17 protein-coding genes are annotated in these 14,473 nt (G+C 68.4%); 11 read left to right on the forward strand and 6 right to left on the reverse strand.

The features are described from left to right. The first annotated feature begins 131 nt into the window (after positions 1 to 131). The 10 genes from DRB17_RS14595 to hpnE all read left to right on the forward strand — a co-directional run bounded on the left by DRB17_RS14595 (position 132) and on the right by hpnE (position 7,640). On the forward strand, positions 132 to 479 hold the full coding sequence (locus DRB17_RS14595; protein ID WP_161958841.1) for an AtpZ/AtpI family protein: 348 nt from the start codon (positions 132 to 134) through the stop codon (positions 477 to 479). Between the two features lie 71 nt (positions 480 to 550). After that, positions 551 to 1,270 carry a F0F1 ATP synthase subunit A gene (locus DRB17_RS14600; RefSeq protein ID WP_114582996.1) on the forward strand — a complete coding sequence of 240 codons (720 nt, stop codon included), beginning with the start codon at positions 551 to 553 and terminating at the stop codon, positions 1,268 to 1,270. Between the two features lie 75 nt (positions 1,271 to 1,345). Continuing rightward, complete coding sequence (locus tag DRB17_RS14605) at positions 1,346 to 1,573, forward strand: F0F1 ATP synthase subunit C (RefSeq protein ID WP_114582955.1); 228 nt, start codon at positions 1,346 to 1,348, stop codon at positions 1,571 to 1,573. A 102-nt stretch (positions 1,574 to 1,675) separates the two neighbouring features. Then, a complete protein-coding gene (locus DRB17_RS14610; RefSeq protein ID WP_114582956.1) occupies positions 1,676 to 2,167 on the forward strand; it encodes a F0F1 ATP synthase subunit B family protein in 492 nt (163 codons plus the stop codon). Further along, the gene (gene atpF / locus DRB17_RS14615; protein ID WP_114582957.1) at positions 2,167 to 2,649 is read left to right on the forward strand and encodes a F0F1 ATP synthase subunit B; all 483 of its coding nucleotides are present in this window, start codon (positions 2,167 to 2,169) and stop codon (positions 2,647 to 2,649) included. Before DRB17_RS14610 ends, atpF begins: the two co-directional genes overlap by 1 nt. A 179-nt stretch (positions 2,650 to 2,828) precedes the next feature. Then, entirely contained in the window at positions 2,829 to 3,542 is a 714-nt protein-coding gene (locus DRB17_RS14620) for a Crp/Fnr family transcriptional regulator (protein ID WP_114582958.1), read from the forward strand. Between the two features lie 326 nt (positions 3,543 to 3,868). Further along, positions 3,869 to 4,531 carry an HD domain-containing protein gene (locus DRB17_RS14625; RefSeq protein WP_114582959.1) on the forward strand — a complete coding sequence of 221 codons (663 nt, stop codon included), beginning with the start codon at positions 3,869 to 3,871 and terminating at the stop codon, positions 4,529 to 4,531. A 62-nt stretch (positions 4,532 to 4,593) separates the two neighbouring features. Beyond that, positions 4,594 to 5,493 carry a squalene synthase HpnC gene (gene hpnC, locus DRB17_RS14630; RefSeq protein WP_114582960.1) on the forward strand — a complete coding sequence of 300 codons (900 nt, stop codon included), beginning with the start codon at positions 4,594 to 4,596 and terminating at the stop codon, positions 5,491 to 5,493. Continuing rightward, the gene (hpnD, locus tag DRB17_RS14635; RefSeq protein ID WP_114582961.1) at positions 5,490 to 6,374 is read left to right on the forward strand and encodes a presqualene diphosphate synthase HpnD; all 885 of its coding nucleotides are present in this window, start codon (positions 5,490 to 5,492) and stop codon (positions 6,372 to 6,374) included. Before hpnC ends, hpnD begins: the two co-directional genes overlap by 4 nt. 9 nt (positions 6,375 to 6,383) lie before the next feature. Continuing rightward, positions 6,384 to 7,640, forward strand: a complete 1,257-nt coding sequence (gene hpnE / locus DRB17_RS14640) for a hydroxysqualene dehydroxylase HpnE (protein WP_114582962.1) — start codon at positions 6,384 to 6,386, stop codon at positions 7,638 to 7,640. 14 nt (positions 7,641 to 7,654) lie between these two features. Here hpnE and DRB17_RS14645 read toward each other — a convergent pair whose 3' ends face one another. Genes DRB17_RS14645 through DRB17_RS14665 form a run of 5 tightly spaced genes read right to left on the reverse strand, consistent with a single transcriptional unit; the run spans position 7,655 to position 13,128 of the window. Next, positions 7,655 to 8,569 (reverse strand): dihydrodipicolinate synthase family protein, encoded by a 915-nt coding sequence (locus tag DRB17_RS14645; RefSeq protein ID WP_114582963.1) that lies wholly within the window; start codon positions 8,567 to 8,569, stop codon positions 7,655 to 7,657. A gap of 55 nt (positions 8,570 to 8,624) precedes the next feature. Then, positions 8,625 to 8,801 carry a cbb3-type cytochrome oxidase assembly protein CcoS gene (gene ccoS, locus DRB17_RS14650; RefSeq protein WP_114582964.1) on the reverse strand — a complete coding sequence of 59 codons (177 nt, stop codon included), beginning with the start codon at positions 8,799 to 8,801 and terminating at the stop codon, positions 8,625 to 8,627. Between the two features lie 30 nt (positions 8,802 to 8,831). Next, positions 8,832 to 11,075, reverse strand: coding sequence for a heavy metal translocating P-type ATPase (locus DRB17_RS14655; RefSeq protein WP_114582965.1), 2,244 nt, complete (start codon positions 11,073 to 11,075; stop codon positions 8,832 to 8,834). Beyond that, positions 11,072 to 11,566 (reverse strand): FixH family protein, encoded by a 495-nt coding sequence (locus tag DRB17_RS14660; RefSeq protein WP_114582966.1) that lies wholly within the window; start codon positions 11,564 to 11,566, stop codon positions 11,072 to 11,074. The genes DRB17_RS14655 and DRB17_RS14660 overlap by 4 nt, the downstream gene beginning before the upstream one ends. After that, positions 11,563 to 13,128 carry a 4Fe-4S dicluster domain-containing protein gene (locus tag DRB17_RS14665; protein ID WP_114582997.1) on the reverse strand — a complete coding sequence of 522 codons (1,566 nt, stop codon included), beginning with the start codon at positions 13,126 to 13,128 and terminating at the stop codon, positions 11,563 to 11,565. Before DRB17_RS14665 ends, DRB17_RS14660 begins: the two co-directional genes overlap by 4 nt. Before the next feature lie 304 nt (positions 13,129 to 13,432). On the opposite strand from DRB17_RS14665, the gene DRB17_RS14670 reads away from it, so the two are divergent. Further along, positions 13,433 to 14,044, forward strand: a complete 612-nt coding sequence (locus DRB17_RS14670; RefSeq protein WP_421778931.1) for a cation efflux transmembrane domain-containing protein — start codon at positions 13,433 to 13,435, stop codon at positions 14,042 to 14,044. On the opposite strand, the gene DRB17_RS14675 is transcribed toward DRB17_RS14670, so the two are convergent. Beyond that, a complete protein-coding gene (locus tag DRB17_RS14675; RefSeq protein ID WP_206607908.1) occupies positions 14,045 to 14,386 on the reverse strand; it encodes an SHOCT domain-containing protein in 342 nt (113 codons plus the stop codon). It lies immediately after the preceding gene. Positions 14,387 to 14,473: the final 87 nt, after the last annotated feature.

Here is a 14,473-nt window from a genome sequence, read left to right on the forward strand (position 1 = left end):
GCGAAAATCCCGGTTTTCCGCCCGATTTGGAGGGTTCCCTGGGGCCTTGACAGGGTATGGGGAGGCCCGTATGTTCCCCGCGCCTTGTGCGGCGCAGCGTCCATTGCGGCGGAAGAACGGGGGATTCTGCGATGAACGACCCGGAAAAGCCGTCGCCCCTGGACGGGTTGGGTAAACGGATCAAAGCCGCCAGGGAAAGGCGCGAGGATCGCGAAGGTAGCGGGCGTCAAAGCCGCTCCTACAGCGGTCTCGGGCTTGGCTTGCGCATCACCACCGAGATGGTCTCGGCTTTGGCGGTGGGCGTCGGGATCGGTCTGGTCCTGGATACATGGCTGGGAACGCAGCCCTGGTTCCTGATCGTCTTCTTCGTTCTGGGGGCCGCCGCTGCGTTCGTGAACCTGATCCGCGTGGCCAATCAAGTCGACGCCGCGCGAAGAAGGGATGAGGAAGGGGCTGAGCGCCGCGACGACGGCGCCTAAGGACTGAAGAGGGGTCACTCGTGGCGGAAGCGCAGTCCGCGAACGGTCATGGCGGCGGCGGTGGGTTCGAACTGGACCCGCTGCATCAGTTCGAGATCCATGCCATCGTGCCGATTCAGGTCGGCGACCTGAATCTGTCGTATACCAATTCCTCGCTGTGGATGACCATCGCCGTCATCCTGATCACGGCCCTGATGACGCTGCCCACGCGCGGGCGCGCACTGATTCCGGGCCGGATCCAGTCGATCGCCGAGGTGCTTTACGAAACCACGGCGAACATGCTGCGCGAGAGCGCGGGACGGGAGGGGCGCGCCTACTTCCCCTTCATCTTCTCGCTGTTCAGCTTTCTCCTGGTCGGCAACCTGCAGGGCCTGATTCCCGGCTCGTTCACCTTCACAAGCCACATCGTCGTGACCTTCTCGCTGGCAATCGTGGTGTTCCTGGGCACGACGGCCATCGGCTTCATCAAACACGGGCCGCACTTCCTGAAGTTCTTCATGCCGGAAGGTGCGCCCATCTGGTCGGCCCCGCTGCTGGTGTTCATCGAGCTGATCTCCTACCTGTCGCGGCCGGTCAGCCTGGCGCTGCGTCTGTTCGCGAACATGCTGGTGGGCCACGCGCTGTTGAAGACCATCGCGGGTTTCGTGTTCGTGCTTGGCATCGCCGGCATCGTGCCGCTGGCGGCGACGGTTGCGATCACCGCGCTGGAGTTCCTGGTCGCGGTGCTGCAGGCATACGTTTTTGCAATTCTGAGCTGTATCTACCTCAACGACGCGCTCCATATGCACTGAGGAGCAGTCATCCCCGTGCCGGGCCGAGGGGATGCGCGCCCGGCCAGGTTCACCTGTAAGCGTGAGGACGAAACGATGGACGTTGAAGCTGCGAAGTTGATTGGTGCCGGTCTGGCCGCCATTGGCGTGATCGGCGCTGGTATCGGTGTCGGCAATGTCTGGGCAAGCTACTACAGCGCGATCGCCCGCAATCCCTCGGCCAAGGGCGATATCGGCGCCAGCATCTGGATCGGTTTCGCCGTTACCGAGGCTATCGCGCTCTACGCGCTGATCGTCGCGCTGATCGTCCTGTTTGCCTTCTAGGAAGCGCAAGCGGCTTTAGCGCATCTTCGTCCACCACGTCGGGCGGGGCCATCCCGGTCCCGCCGGCGCGGCCCACGGCGCGGATCGCGAAAGGATCAGGCGATGCCCCAGTTTAATCCAGAGTGGTTCGCCAGCCAGATCTTCTGGCTCGTGGTCACCTTCGTCGTTCTCTATCTCTTGATGAGCCGGATCGCGCTGCCGCGCGTTTCCCAGATCATCGAGGATCGGCAGAACAAGGTGGAGGACGACCTCGCCAAGGCGGAAAAGCTCCGCACCGAAGCGCAGGAGGTCTACCAGGCCTACGAAAAGGCGCTTCAGGAAGCGCGGGCCGACGCCCAGAAGGTGCTGCGCGAGACGGGCGACGAGATCGCCGCCGAGCAGGCCAAGCGCAACGAGGCCTTCACGAAGGAACTCGACCAGAAAACGCGCGAGGCCGAGGACCGCATCCAGGCGGCCAAGACCGAGGCGCTCGATAGCCTCCAGTCGGTGGCCGGCGAGGTTGCGCAGAGCGCCACCGCCAAGCTGATCGGCGCCAACATCGGCAAGGACCGCGCCGAGAAGGCCGTCAAGCAGGCGATGGGAGGCGAAAGCTGATGCTTCAGAACCCTGAAACCTGGGTTGCCGTCGCCTTCATCATCCTGATGGCCATGGGCCTCTACTGGGGCCTCAGGCCGATCATCCGGGGGCTCGACGCCCGGGCGGATCGCATCCGCAAGGAGATCCAGGAGGCCGAGCAGCTCCGCGAGGAGGCGCAGAAGCAGCTTGCCGACTATAAGCGCAAGCAGCGCGAGGCGCAGCGCGAGGCCGAGGAGATCATCGAGCACGCAAAGGTCGAGGCCAAGCGGATGCATGAGCAGTCCCAGAAGGATCTGGAAGACCAGCTTGCCCGCCGGGAGCGCCTGACCCTCGAAAAGATCGAGCAGGCCGAGCAGCGTGCCCTGCAAGAGGTGCGGAACTACGTCGTCGACATCGCCGTGGCCGCGACCGAAAAGCTGCTGCGGGAGAGCCTGACCGAGAAGCGCTCCGCCGCGCTTGTCGATGAGGCGATAGAGGACGTCTCCAATCGCCTGCACTGAGCAGCGGTGTCGCCTGCTTCCGCAACCTTGCTTCGGCCCCCGTTTTCCGGGGGCCTTTGCTTTTCGGTCTCATACTTGGCCCAGGCGCACCTTCCCGCATGGCAACAGTCCGTTAACCCTCTGGTTTCGCGCCTCGCAACGCACCATACTGTAGGGTGGATGGGAGTGGAGGAAGACCCATGGCGACGACCGCCAGCGCGCAGGCCGCTCACAGCCTCAAGAACATCGAGCTGTTCCGCGACTGCTCAGATGATGAGCGGCACAGGGTCGAGCAGCGTTGCCGCTGGCGCAAGTATCAGCCCAGCGACGCCATCATCGAGCGTGCGGCCAACTCCCACGAGGTTCATTTCATCACCTCTGGCCGTGTCCGCGTGGTCGATCACACGGCCTCGGGCAAGGAGGTCAGCTTCGACGATATCGACGCCGGCGGGATCATCGGCGAAATGGCGGCCATCGACGGCGGCGAGCGCTCGGCCTCGGTCATCGCCGTACAGCCGACCGTGACGGGCGCGCTGGATCAGCGGACATTTCTGAACGTCCTGGCCGACCATCCCGACGTCGCGCTCGCGATGATGCAGCGCCTGACCCGCATCGTGCGCCAATCCGGCGAACGCATCATGGAACTCAGCACCTTGGGGGCGCACAACCGCGTCCACGCGGAGATGCTGCGCCTCGCCCGCCGCGCCGCCGGAGACGAGGCGGAGCGCGCGCGGATCTATCCGATTCCCGTGCACGCCGACATCGCCAGCCGGGTTTCCACGACACGCGAGACCGTCGCGCGGGTACTGAGCGACCTCACCAAGCACGGCCTGGTCAAGCGCGACGGCAACGCTCTGGTGATCGACGATATTCCCGCCCTGGAAGAGATGGTGGAACGGGTGCGCAGCACCTGATCGATTCCAACCTGTGACCGCTGTCACTGCCGATGCGCCGACGGATGGTTAACTTCGGGTTATCGGACGGAGCGGTCCCCCCTCGCGCTCCCAGCCCGACGAGGCCCAGGGTTCGGTTCTCCCCTGACCGATCCTGGCAGCCAGACCATCCGCACGGCGTTCCTTGCCTACCCGTCTGATGGACGCCGTGTTGCCGGCCCTTCCTGCCCCGACCTGCACCCAAAGGAAGGGCCGGCACTCCCTGCCCTACGCGCCATCGCCCGAGAGCCGCAATCACACCCACCGGGCGTTGCGGTATCGGGCGCCGGTCGCCTACAGTCCCGCGCATGTCCACGCCTGCGAATCGAAGCGCCCGCCGCACATCGGGCAACAGTGACACGCCCCGCGCCTGGCAGCGGATGCTGAGCGGCCGGCGGCTCGACCTGCTCGACCCATCGCCACTTGACATCGAGATCGAGGACATCGCCCACGGCCTTTCGCGCGTCGCCCGCTGGAACGGCCAGACCGAGGGGGAGTGGGCTTTCTCCGTGGCGCAGCACAGCGTGCTGGTGGAACGCATCGCCATACGGATGCGCCGCGATACGCCCTGGAAATGGCGACTTGCCGTGCTGCTGCACGACGCGCCGGAGTACGTGGTGGGCGACCTCATCACGCCCTTCAAGGCAGCCGTCGGCTTCGACTACAAGGCGCTGGAGAACCGGCTGATGACGGCTGTGCTGCTGCGCTTCGGCCTGCCGGGCGAGCTTCCCGGCGACCTGCGCGACCTGACCAAGCGCGCCGACAAGGTCGCCGCCTACCTGGAGGCCACGCAACTCGCCGGCTTCGCCGAGGCGGAGGCGAAGCGGGTCTTCGGCCGCCCCCGCAACTTCGCGCGGCTTGCCGGCGACATGCGGCTTGAGCCCTGCCCGCCGCAGGACGCCAAGCGCCTGTTCCTGCAACGCTTTCAGGAACTGGCACCAGAGGCCGTGCGCAAACCCGCCCACGGCTAGCGGCACCGCTCAGGCGGTGTTAGTTTCGCGCCGACGGACAGCCAGGATCGGACCGACGGGTCATGGCGCAGCAGATCGAAACGCCCTCCGGCAAGTGGGCGGGCGACGAGAACTTCCCTGTTGCCTCGCGCCTGATCGCGCGGCGGCTGCGCGCGCCTGTCATGCGGTTCTATGCCTTCGCCCGCGCGATCGACGACATCGCCGACAGCCCGGAACTTTCGCCCGACGACAAGATCGCGCGACTCGACGCCTTCGCGGACGCCTTGTCCGGTGGAACCAACCCCGGCGACCCGGCCCTTGCGAAGGCCGAGGCGCTGCGCAAGACGCTGGAAGAAACCGGCGTCACGGCGCAGCATGGCCTGGACCTCGTCACCGCGTTCAAGCAGGACGCCGTCAAGAACCGCTATGCGGATTGGCAGGAGTTGATGGGCTACTGCCGCTATTCGGCCGAGCCGGTGGGCCGTTTCCTGCTGGATCTGCACGGCGAGGACCGCGCATTATGGCCGTTTTCGGACGCCCTGTGCACGCTGCTGCAAGTGCTGAACCATCTGCAGGACTGTGCCGACGACTACCGCAAGCTGGACCGCGTCTACCTGCCGGAAAGCTGGCTGGCGGTCGAGGGGGAGAGTATCGAGGCGCTGGCCCGCCCGTCGGCCTCGCCCGGCCTGCGGCGCGTCATCGACCGCTGCCTGGGCGGCGTCGAGGAGCTTCTGGCGCCCGCCGCCGAACTACCGCGCCGGCTGCGGGACCCGCGATTGGCGATGGAATCGGCCGCCATCGTCCGCCTTGCCCGCGCCATCACGAAGGCGCTCCACCGCCGCGATCCGCTTGCCGAGCGGGTGGAACTGTCGAAGCCGGCCAAGCTGGCCGTCGCCGTGCGCGGCGTCGTGTCCATTGTCTTTGAACGCCGACACGGCCCGATGCCGGCGGTGGCCGGTCAAGCCACGGGAACGCCCTCATGACGGCCGCCGGCCCGCGGACCGTGAATCAGGGCGGCGACGCGCTACAGCGGGTCGAGAAAACGGTACGGAAGTCCGGCAGTTCCTTCTTCTGGGGCATGCGGCTGCTGCCCCGCGAGCGGCGGGAGGCGATCTACGCCGTCTATGCCTATTGCCGCGAGGTCGACGATATCGCCGACGGCGACGCCCCCGACAGCGTCAAGCACAGACAGCTTGCCGAGTGGCGCGCGGAGGTCGAGCGGCTTTACGCCGGCACGCCGACGCACCCGGTGACGCGGGCCCTCGCGGCCCCCGTCCGTCGCTTCGGCCTGCCGAAGGAAGAGCTTCTGGCCATCCTCGACGGCATGGAGCGAGACGCGCGCGGCGGCATCGTCGCCCCCACCGACGCGGCCCTGCGCAGCTATTGCCGTCAGGTTGCCGGCGCGGTCGGCATGCTGGCGATGCACATCTTCGCCGACGGCGACACGCGCGCCGACCGGGCAACCTGTGAAGAGCTGGCGATTACCCTGGGCGAGGGGCTGCAGTTGACCAACATCCTGCGCGACCTGGGCGACGACGCGGCGCGCGGCCGGCTGTACCTGCCCGAGGAAGTGCTGCAAGCGGCTGGCGTCACCGCGCGCGAACCCCGCGACATCCTGCGCGACCCGGCCCTGCCCGCCGCCTGCGCGATGCTGGCCCGCACGGCCCGCCAGCGCTTTGCCCGCTCCAGGGCGTTGATGGAGCGGCTGGACAAGGGCACGGCGCGGCCCTGCCGTCTGATGCTGGAAATCTATGCGCGCATTCTCGACACCCTCGAAACCTCTGGGTGGCGCCATCCGGAGCGGCGCGTCCGCGTCCCGAAGTGGACGAAGCTCTGGATTGTCCTGCGCCACGGCATCCTGTAGCCGGGCCGCATGACGCACGTCCACGTGATCGGCGCCGGTCTGGCGGGCCTGTCCTGCGCCGTGCGGCTTGCCCGCGACGGCATCCCCGTGACCGTTCATGAGGCGGCGCCGCACGCCGGCGGCCGCTGCCGCTCCTACTACGACACGAAGCTGGAGCGCACGGTCGACAACGGCAATCACATCCTGCTGTCCGCCAATGGCGCCGCCCTCGCCTATCTTGAGGAGATCGGGGCGCGCCACAAGCTGTCGTCGCCGCCGGGCGCCTACTTCCCCTTCATGGACCTTGAAAGCGGCGAGCGGTGGACGCTGCGCCCGACGCCGGGGCCGATCCCCTTCTGGATGTTCATGCCGAGCCGCCGCGTGGCGGGTGCCAGACCGGGCGCCTACCTGCGCGCGCTCCGCCTTTTACGCGCAAAGCCGGACGCCTCGGTCGCCGATGCCTTGTACCGGCCCGGCGACCCGCTGTGGGCCCGGCTGTGGCACCCGCTGACCGTCGCGATCCTGAACACGGAGCCGGAGGCCGCATCGGCTAGGCTGCTGCGCCACGTGCTCTTGCAGACGCTGGCGCTGGGGGCCGGACGCAGCAAGCCGCTGACGGCAGTCGCCTCGCTGTCGGATACCTTCGTCGATCCGGCCCTCGCGATGCTCGAACAGGCCGGCGCCCCGGTGCGCTTCGGCCAGCGGCTGCGAAAGCTGGAGGGCGATGTCGGGGGCGTCACCGGCCTGGATTTCGGGGAAACACGGGAAAGCCTCGGCGAAAAGGACACCGTCGTGCTGGCGGTGCCGGCGACGGTGGCGGCCGACCTGCTGCCGGGCCTGACGGTCCCGCGCGAGATGCGGCCCATCGTGAACGCCCACATCCGCCTGCCGCACCGCGCCCGGCTGGCCGAGGGCATCCCCTTCCTGGGTCTCGTCGGCGGGACGGCGGAGTGGCTGTTCCTGCGCCATGACGTGGCCAGCGTCACGGTCAGCGCCGCCAACGGCCTCGTCGACCGCCCGGCCGAGGAGATCGCGCAGGCGATATGGGAGGACGTCGCGAAAGCCCTCGTGCTCGACCCGCGCCTGCGCCCGCCGATCCGCGTCATCAAGGAACGCCGCGCCACCATCGCCCAGACCCCGGCCGCCCTGCGCCAGCGCCCGCCGACGGAAACGGCCTGCCCCAACCTCCTCCTCGCCGGCGCCTGGACCGACACCGGCCTCCCCGCCACCATCGAGGGCGCGGTGGCAAGCGGCCAGACGGCGGCGGAGGTTATCGGGCGGCGTTAAAGCTCAAACGCGCGTCATCCCACCCCCGCCAGCGCCGCCAACGCATCGAGTTGCTGGTACAGCTTCGCGGCCTGCTCCTCGGGTAGCGGACGCAGCGGGGGGCGGAGGTTTTGCCAGGTGGGGTCGCCGGTGCGCCGGGCGATGATGGCCTTGACGGCGGGGATGGTGGGATACTGCTCCAGCGTGCGGCGGAAGGCGCAGACGGCGTCGTTGATGCGCTCACCCTCGGCGCCCTGCCAGTTGTCGTAGAGTTTGCGCAGCGCGGCGGCGTTGACGTTGGCGGATGCCGTGATCGTGCCGGGCCCGCCCAGTTCCAGCGCGTCCTTCATGAACCGCTCATTGCCGACAAAAGCGGCGAAGCCCGGATAGCGGCGCAGGACCCCCTCGGTGTAGCTGTAGTCGCCCGAGGAGTCCTTGAGGCCGACGACCGTGCCCGGAAAATCGGCGGCCAGCCGCTCGACCAGCGGCAGGGACCAGCCGACCTGGGCAATCGGCGGGATATGGTAGAGATAGATACGCAGTTGCGGGTCCTCCACGCGCCGGATCGTCTCCGTCGCCGCGCGGTACAGCCCCTCGTCGTCGACTTTCTTGAAATAGAACGGCGGCAGCAGCAGCACGCCGCCCGCCCCGGCCTCCATCGCCGCGCGCGTCAGCCGCACCGTATCCGGCAGGGCACAGGTCCCCGTGCCGGGCATCAGCTTCTCGCCGGGCACCCCCGCCGCCTTCAGGGCCCGCAGCAGGTCCAGCTTCTCGTCGACCGACAGGGAGTTCGCCTCGCTCGTCGTGCCGAAGACGGCGAGGCCGTGGCAACCCTCGTCCAGCAACTGCTTGCAGAAGGCGACGAACCTGTCGGTATCGACCGAGAGGTCGTCCTTGAAGGGCGTGGCGACCGGGGCGAGCACCCCGGCGAAGGTACCGGCGGCGGTCATGGGGCCTCCCGAGTTGTGGCCTTGGAGCTTGATAGCCCGCAAGGCTTACCAACGTCTAGCCCCGCCCGCCGTCCGGACCGCCCGGCCCGTCGTCGTCATCGTCAAATAGAATGCGGTGAGCCGCGCCTTCCAGGTCGTCGAACTGGCCGGAGCGCAGCGACCACAGGAAGGCCGCCAGGCCGGCCAGCCCCAGCAGCAGCGCGATCGGAATCAGGTAGATCAGGACAGTCATGCAGGCTGCCTCACCTCTGTCCCCGTCAAACTAGCGGCGGTCCAGGCCAAGCCGCAGGGCGTTCCCGGTCACGGCCAGCGACGAGCCGGACATCGCGACCGCCGCGATGAGCGGCGTCACCAGCCCCGCCATCGCCAGCGGCACGGCCACCGCGTTGTAGCCGAACGCCAGCGCGAAGTTCTGCTTCACGAGGCGGCCGGAACGGCGCGCCACCGAAAGCACCTCCAACACCGGCTGAAGCCGTTCGCCCTGGAACACGGCATCCGCGGCGGTCTGGCTGATGTCGGCGGCGCTGGCCGGCGACAGCGAGACCGTCGCGGCGGCCAGCGCCGGCGCGTCGTTCAGGCCGTCGCCCACCATCAGCACCTTGCGCCCCGCCGCGCCCAGCGCCTCCAGCCGGGCGACCTTTTGCGCCGGCGTGCACTCCGCCTGCCAGTCGCTCAGGCCCAGTTCGCCCGCGACCTTCGCCACCGTTTCCGGCCGGTCTCCGGACAGCAGGATCACCTCCATGCCCTGGTCTTTCAGCGCCTGCACGACATCGCCCGCGTCCGCGCGCGGCGGATCGTCGAAGACGAAGCGCACAGGCGCGCGGCCCGGACGCGAGAGCCACAGCTCCGGCCCGTCCGCGGCCGATGTATCCTCGACCCCGCACCAGCCGCGCTTGCCGAGGCGGACTTCGCCCTCGGGCGTGGCGAGCGACAGGCCGCAGCCCGCCTCCTCCCGCACGCCGCCGGCAACCGGCACATCGCGGGCGGCGCGACAGAGCGCGCGGGCCAGCGGATGACTGGACGCCCCGGCCAGCCACGCGGCGTCGCGCAGATCCGCCGTCTCCACATCGTTCGCCCGCAGCGCCGGACGTCCTTCCGTCAGGGTTCCCGTCTTGTCAAAGACGACGGTATCGACCTCGGCCAGACGTTCCAGCGTCGTGCCGCTTTTCAGCAGGATACCGCGATTCAGCAGGCGGCCGCTGGCAATCACCTGCACCGCCGGCACCGCCAGGCCCAGCGCGCAGGGACAGGTGACGATCAGCACCGCAATCGCGATCAACAACGCCGGCTGCCACGCCAGCCCGCCCAGTAGCAGCCAGCCGACGAAGGCCGCCAGCGCCAGGATATGCACGACCGGCGCGTAGAGCCGCGCCACCCGGTCGGCCAGCGCGACATAGCGTGCGCGGCGCTGCTCCGCCGCCTCCATCAGGCGCACGATCTCGGCCAGCAGCGTGTCCTCGCCCACCGCCGTGACCTCGAGCGTCAACGGCGCCGACAGGTTCATCGTGCCGGAGAACACGCGCGCGCCCGGCTCGGCCGCGCGCGGCACGGTCTCGCCGGTTAGGAGGCTGGTGTCCAGGTCGCTCCGCCCCTCGACGACGCGGCCGTCGGCGGCGATGCGTTCCCCCGCCGCCGCCAGCACCCGCATGCCGGGGCGAAGCTGGTCGCCGGGAACCACACGACGGCCGCCGTCCTCGTCCAGCACGGTGACCGCCCCGCTGCGCAGCGCCAGCAGCCGCTCGGCGGCGGAGCGCGCCTTGCCCCGCGCCCGCCGGTCCAGGTAGCGCCCGACCAGCAGGAAGAACAGCAGCGTCACGGCGGAATCGAAATAGGCGTGCTGGCCGCTGGTAACGGTCTCGAACAGGCTCATCCCGCCGGCCAGCACGACGGCCAGCGAGATCGGCACGTCCATGTTCATGCGCTTCGCCGCCAGCGCCTGGATTGCCGAGCGAAAGAACGGCCGCCCGGCGTAGGCAATGGCCGGCAACGCCACCAGGGCGGAGAACCAGTGCAGCAGGTCGCGGGTCGCCGTCTCCATGCCCTGCGCGTGGCCGGCCCAGACGGAGACCGACAGCAGCATCACGTTGGCCGCGGCGAAGCCTGCCACCGCCATCGCGCGCAGCAGCTCCGTCTCCTGCCGCCCGTCGTCGCCGGCCAGCCGCTCGGGATCGTAGGGCACCGCCCGGTAACCCAATTCGTCCAGCCGCCGCACGAAGTCGCCCGCCCGTTCCGCCGCGCCAACCCAGGCAAGCTGCAGGCGGCGCGTCGTCATGTTGACCCGCGCCTCGCGCACGCCCGGCATGGCGTTCAGCGCGCTCTCGATGGTCTTGATGCAGCCGCCGCAATGGATGCCCTCGACCATGAGGGACAGCCGGCACGCCCCCTCCTCGTCCTCGCGGACATAGGGGCCAAGCTCCACCGGCGGCGCGACATCCCCAGCGGCCGCCGCGCCGCGGGACGCCGCCTCGGCCGCAAGGTCGCCCACGCCGGTGGTGCAGCAGCTCATGGCGCGATATTCACCCGCTCGGTCGTGCGGACGGCATCCTGCCCCCGCTCCGCCGCGACGCGCAGTTCCCACAGGCCGGGAAGCGGTACCTCGACGATCGCGCCGTAGACGCCGTCGCGCCGGCGCGGTAGCTCGACGATATGGTCATAGCCTTCCTGTGTCGGGCGGACGAAGCCGACGCGCACGCGCTCGGCCAAAACCGGCGCGCCGTCGCCGTCGCTCAGCCGCACCTCAAGGTCGGCGCGGCTGTCGCCGAGGTTCTCGGTCTCGAGCGCGACATCCCAGCCAAGGGCACGCTGGCGCCGCTCGTTCTCCAGCGTTTCGTTGTAGGCCACGCCTTTCTCGTAGGCGTTCTCGGTGTGCAGCCCGCGCCAGGTGCCCATCGCCACCCCGACCATCGCGCCGTTGGCGGCGATGATGACCAGGAACATCCCGACGAAGGCCGAGGGGATCCAGACGTTGGGGTTCTTGAACTTCTCGACCAGCTTCATCGCTCCGGCCCCCGGAACACGGTTTCGTGCAGGGCGGTCTCGCCCTGCATGTCGGTCAGGGCGAAGCTGACATCCGCCTGCGCACCGCGTACCGCCTCGCGCGGCGCGGTGACGTACACCTTGTAGGTGGCGACGCTGTCCGGCTGGGCGGCAAGGGTGACGTCGCCGCCGCCTTCGCCCTGGCCGACGACGGACATGGTGGCGCCTTCGATACCGCGCACGTCAAGCGTGAAATCGCGCTCCGCGCGGGTCTTGTTCAGGATCTTGATGGTGTAGCCGTTGCGGATGCTGCCGTCGGAGAGCGTCACGAACAGCGGGTTGCGATCGTGCAGGACGTTGATGTCCGCCGTCGCCCGGAAGGCCAGCGACCACAGCATGATCCCCGCCACCACCAGGAACAGCAGGGTGTAGAGCACCGTGCGCGGGCGCACCAGGCGAAACCGGCCCGGCTCGCCCCGTGCATAGCGGTCCTGGTTGCTCAGCGTGTCGTAGGTGATGAGGTTGCGCGGCCGGCCCAGCTTCTCCATCACGCTGTTGCAGGCGTCGATGCACAGGCCGCAGCCGATGCACTCAAGCTGCACGCCGTCGCGGATGTCGATACCGGTGGGGCAAACGGCGACGCACTTGTTGCAGGCCACGCAATCGCCCAGCCCGTCAAGCTTCGCGGTATCGTATTGCTCGCCCGCCTTCCCCCAGTCGATGTTCGCAAGCCCCTGGCGCGGCACGCTGTCGGGGCCGGGCGGCATCTCCTTCGGCGAGATGTGGGCCAGGTTCTTGCGCGGCTTCCCGCGCGGCTCGCCGCGCCAGCCCTCGTAGGTGACGATCATCGAGTCTTCGTCGAACATCGCCGCCTGGAAGCGCGGCCACGGGCACATGTAGGTGCAGACCTGCTCCCGCGCCCAGCCGGCCAGCAGATAGGTCGTGGCGGTGAACAGCGCGGTGAAGCCATAGACCGAGGCCGAGCTTTCCCCGACGAAGAACTCCCGCGCCAGGGTCGGCGCGTCCTTGAAATACATCACCCAGGCGCCGCCGGTCAGCACGGCGATCACCAGCCAGACCGCGTGCTTGGAGACGCGCTTGACCAGCTTCTCCCGGTTCATCGGCTGCTTGTCGAGCTTGATGCGGGCGTTGCGGTCGCCCTCGATCCAGCGCTCCACCTGCATGTAGAGGTCGGTCCAGACCGTCTGCGGGCAGGCGAAGCCGCACCAGACACGGCCCAGCAGGCTGGTCACCCAGAACAGCCCGATGGCGCCCAGGATCAGCAGGCCGGCCAGGTAATAGACCTCCTGCGGCCAGATCTCGATGAAGAAGAAATAGGCGCGCCGGCTGGGCATATCGATCAGCACGGCCTGGTCGGGCGCGCCCGGTCCCCGGTCCCAGCGGATCCAGGGCACCAGGTAGTAGATTGCCAGCAGGATGCCGACGGCCGCCCACTTCAGCTTGCGGAAAGTGCCCCAGATCGACATCGGGTGCACCTTGACGCGGCCCGCGTAAAGCTGGCTTTCCTTCTGCTGCTTGCGGGAAAGCGCGTCCACGCTCTCCTGCGCTGTCGTCTCACTCATTTCGCTGTTCCGCCGCCCGGCCTCGCGAACCGAGCCCCTCAGGTTGCCGCCCGTCAGCGTCGCCACACTACGCCCGTCCAGCGGGAAATCATTTGCGATACCTCAATGGACCTTGCCGCGTACCGCTTCCAGGCGGTCGATTGTCGCAGCGCAGCAAGGGCGGGCGACAAGGAGGTCGTACCTTGGTTGACATTGACAACCGCGAATGGCGAATGCCCCTCCCCCTCGGTTTCGCGCAAGCCTCGCATCCGACGGCCGAAGCTCTTATCTTAGGAGCATGTCTGGTTGCGGTTGTAATGATTCGGTGGCTTTCGACGGTGCCAGCGCGCGGTACAAGCGGGTGCTGTGGGCCGTTGTCGCGCTCAATCTGGCCATGTTCGGGATCGAGATGGCCGGCGGCCTGGCCGGCGGGTCGATGGCGCTGCGGGCCGACGCCCTGGATTTCCTGGGCGACTCGGCGACCTACGCCATCAGCCTTGCGGTGATCGGCCAGGCAGTTGCAGTCCGATCGCGCGCGGCATTGTTCAAGGGACTGTCGCTCGGCGTCCTCGGCCTATGGGTGCTGGGGGAGACCGTCTATCGCGTCTTCGTGCTGGGTCAGCCGGACGCCTTCGTGATGAGCGGTATCGGCATGCTGGCGCTTGCCGCGAACGTGACCAGCGTGCTGCTGCTGATGCGTTATCGCGACGGTGACGCCAACGTCCGCTCGGTCTGGCTATGCAGCCGCAACGACGCCATTGGCAACGTGGCCGTCGTGCTGGCGGGACTCGGCGTGTTCGCGAGCGGCACGCCCTGGCCCGACCTGATCGTGGCCGGGACGATGGCGGGGCTGTTCCTCACCTCCTCCGCCGGCATCGTGCGTCAGGCCCTAAGCGAGCTCCGCACGGCGAAAGCCACCCTGGTCGCGGGTGAATAGCTAGCCGCCCTGCAGGTCCTGCTTGCGCCGCAGGTACTCTTCCCGGTCGATCTCACCGCGGGCATAGCGGGTATCGAGGATATCCAGCGCCTCCCGCCGGCTGGCCGCGCTGCCGGACTGGCCCGCCCCGTGGTTGTGCCCGACGTTCCAGAGATAGCGGATCACCAGCACGGCGACGACGATCACCGCCGCGACGGCAAGGAACATCAGGATACCGCCGAAAGGAAACCACCAGCCCATCATGTGATCGTTCCAGCCGCGCCCGTAATAACCCGGCTGCTGCGCGGCAGCCGGCATTGCGGTGGCGAGAATTGCCGTCATTGCTGCGACGAGCTTTTGCATGGATTGCCCCCCCCCCCTGGGTTCGAATACTTTTGGACGGCCAGGATGATAACCGCCGCAAGCCCGATTAAAAAGCCGGCCGGAGGC

The organism is Ferruginivarius sediminum (assembly GCF_003344765.1).
GTDB classification, from domain to species: Bacteria; Pseudomonadota; Alphaproteobacteria; order Kiloniellales; family Rhodovibrionaceae; genus Ferruginivarius; species Ferruginivarius sediminum.

Bases quoted from the DNA above. Each gene is read 5' to 3' on its own strand.
- DRB17_RS14595 (WP_161958841.1), top strand. From the start codon at position 132: ATGAACGACCCGGAAAAGCCGTCGCCCCTGGACGGGTTGGGTAAACGG.
- DRB17_RS14605 (WP_114582955.1), top strand. From the start codon at position 1,346: ATGGACGTTGAAGCTGCGAAGTTGATTGGTGCCGGTCTGGCCGCCATT.
- DRB17_RS14610 (WP_114582956.1), top strand. From the start codon at position 1,676: ATGCCCCAGTTTAATCCAGAGTGGTTCGCCAGCCAGATCTTCTGGCTC.
- atpF (WP_114582957.1), top strand. From the start codon at position 2,167: ATGCTTCAGAACCCTGAAACCTGGGTTGCCGTCGCCTTCATCATCCTG.
- DRB17_RS14620 (WP_114582958.1), top strand. From the start codon at position 2,829: ATGGCGACGACCGCCAGCGCGCAGGCCGCTCACAGCCTCAAGAACATC.
- DRB17_RS14625 (WP_114582959.1), top strand. From the start codon at position 3,869: ATGTCCACGCCTGCGAATCGAAGCGCCCGCCGCACATCGGGCAACAGT.
- hpnC (WP_114582960.1), top strand. From the start codon at position 4,594: ATGGCGCAGCAGATCGAAACGCCCTCCGGCAAGTGGGCGGGCGACGAG.
- hpnD (WP_114582961.1), top strand. From the start codon at position 5,490: ATGACGGCCGCCGGCCCGCGGACCGTGAATCAGGGCGGCGACGCGCTA.
- hpnE (WP_114582962.1), top strand. From the start codon at position 6,384: ATGACGCACGTCCACGTGATCGGCGCCGGTCTGGCGGGCCTGTCCTGC.
- DRB17_RS14645 (WP_114582963.1), bottom strand. From the start codon at position 8,569: ATGACCGCCGCCGGTACCTTCGCCGGGGTGCTCGCCCCGGTCGCCACG.
- ccoS (WP_114582964.1), bottom strand. From the start codon at position 8,801: ATGACTGTCCTGATCTACCTGATTCCGATCGCGCTGCTGCTGGGGCTG.
- DRB17_RS14655 (WP_114582965.1), bottom strand. From the start codon at position 11,075: ATGAGCTGCTGCACCACCGGCGTGGGCGACCTTGCGGCCGAGGCGGCG.
- DRB17_RS14660 (WP_114582966.1), bottom strand. From the start codon at position 11,566: ATGAAGCTGGTCGAGAAGTTCAAGAACCCCAACGTCTGGATCCCCTCG.
- DRB17_RS14665 (WP_114582997.1), bottom strand. From the start codon at position 13,128: ATGAGTGAGACGACAGCGCAGGAGAGCGTGGACGCGCTTTCCCGCAAG.
- DRB17_RS14675 (WP_206607908.1), bottom strand. From the start codon at position 14,386: ATGCAAAAGCTCGTCGCAGCAATGACGGCAATTCTCGCCACCGCAATG.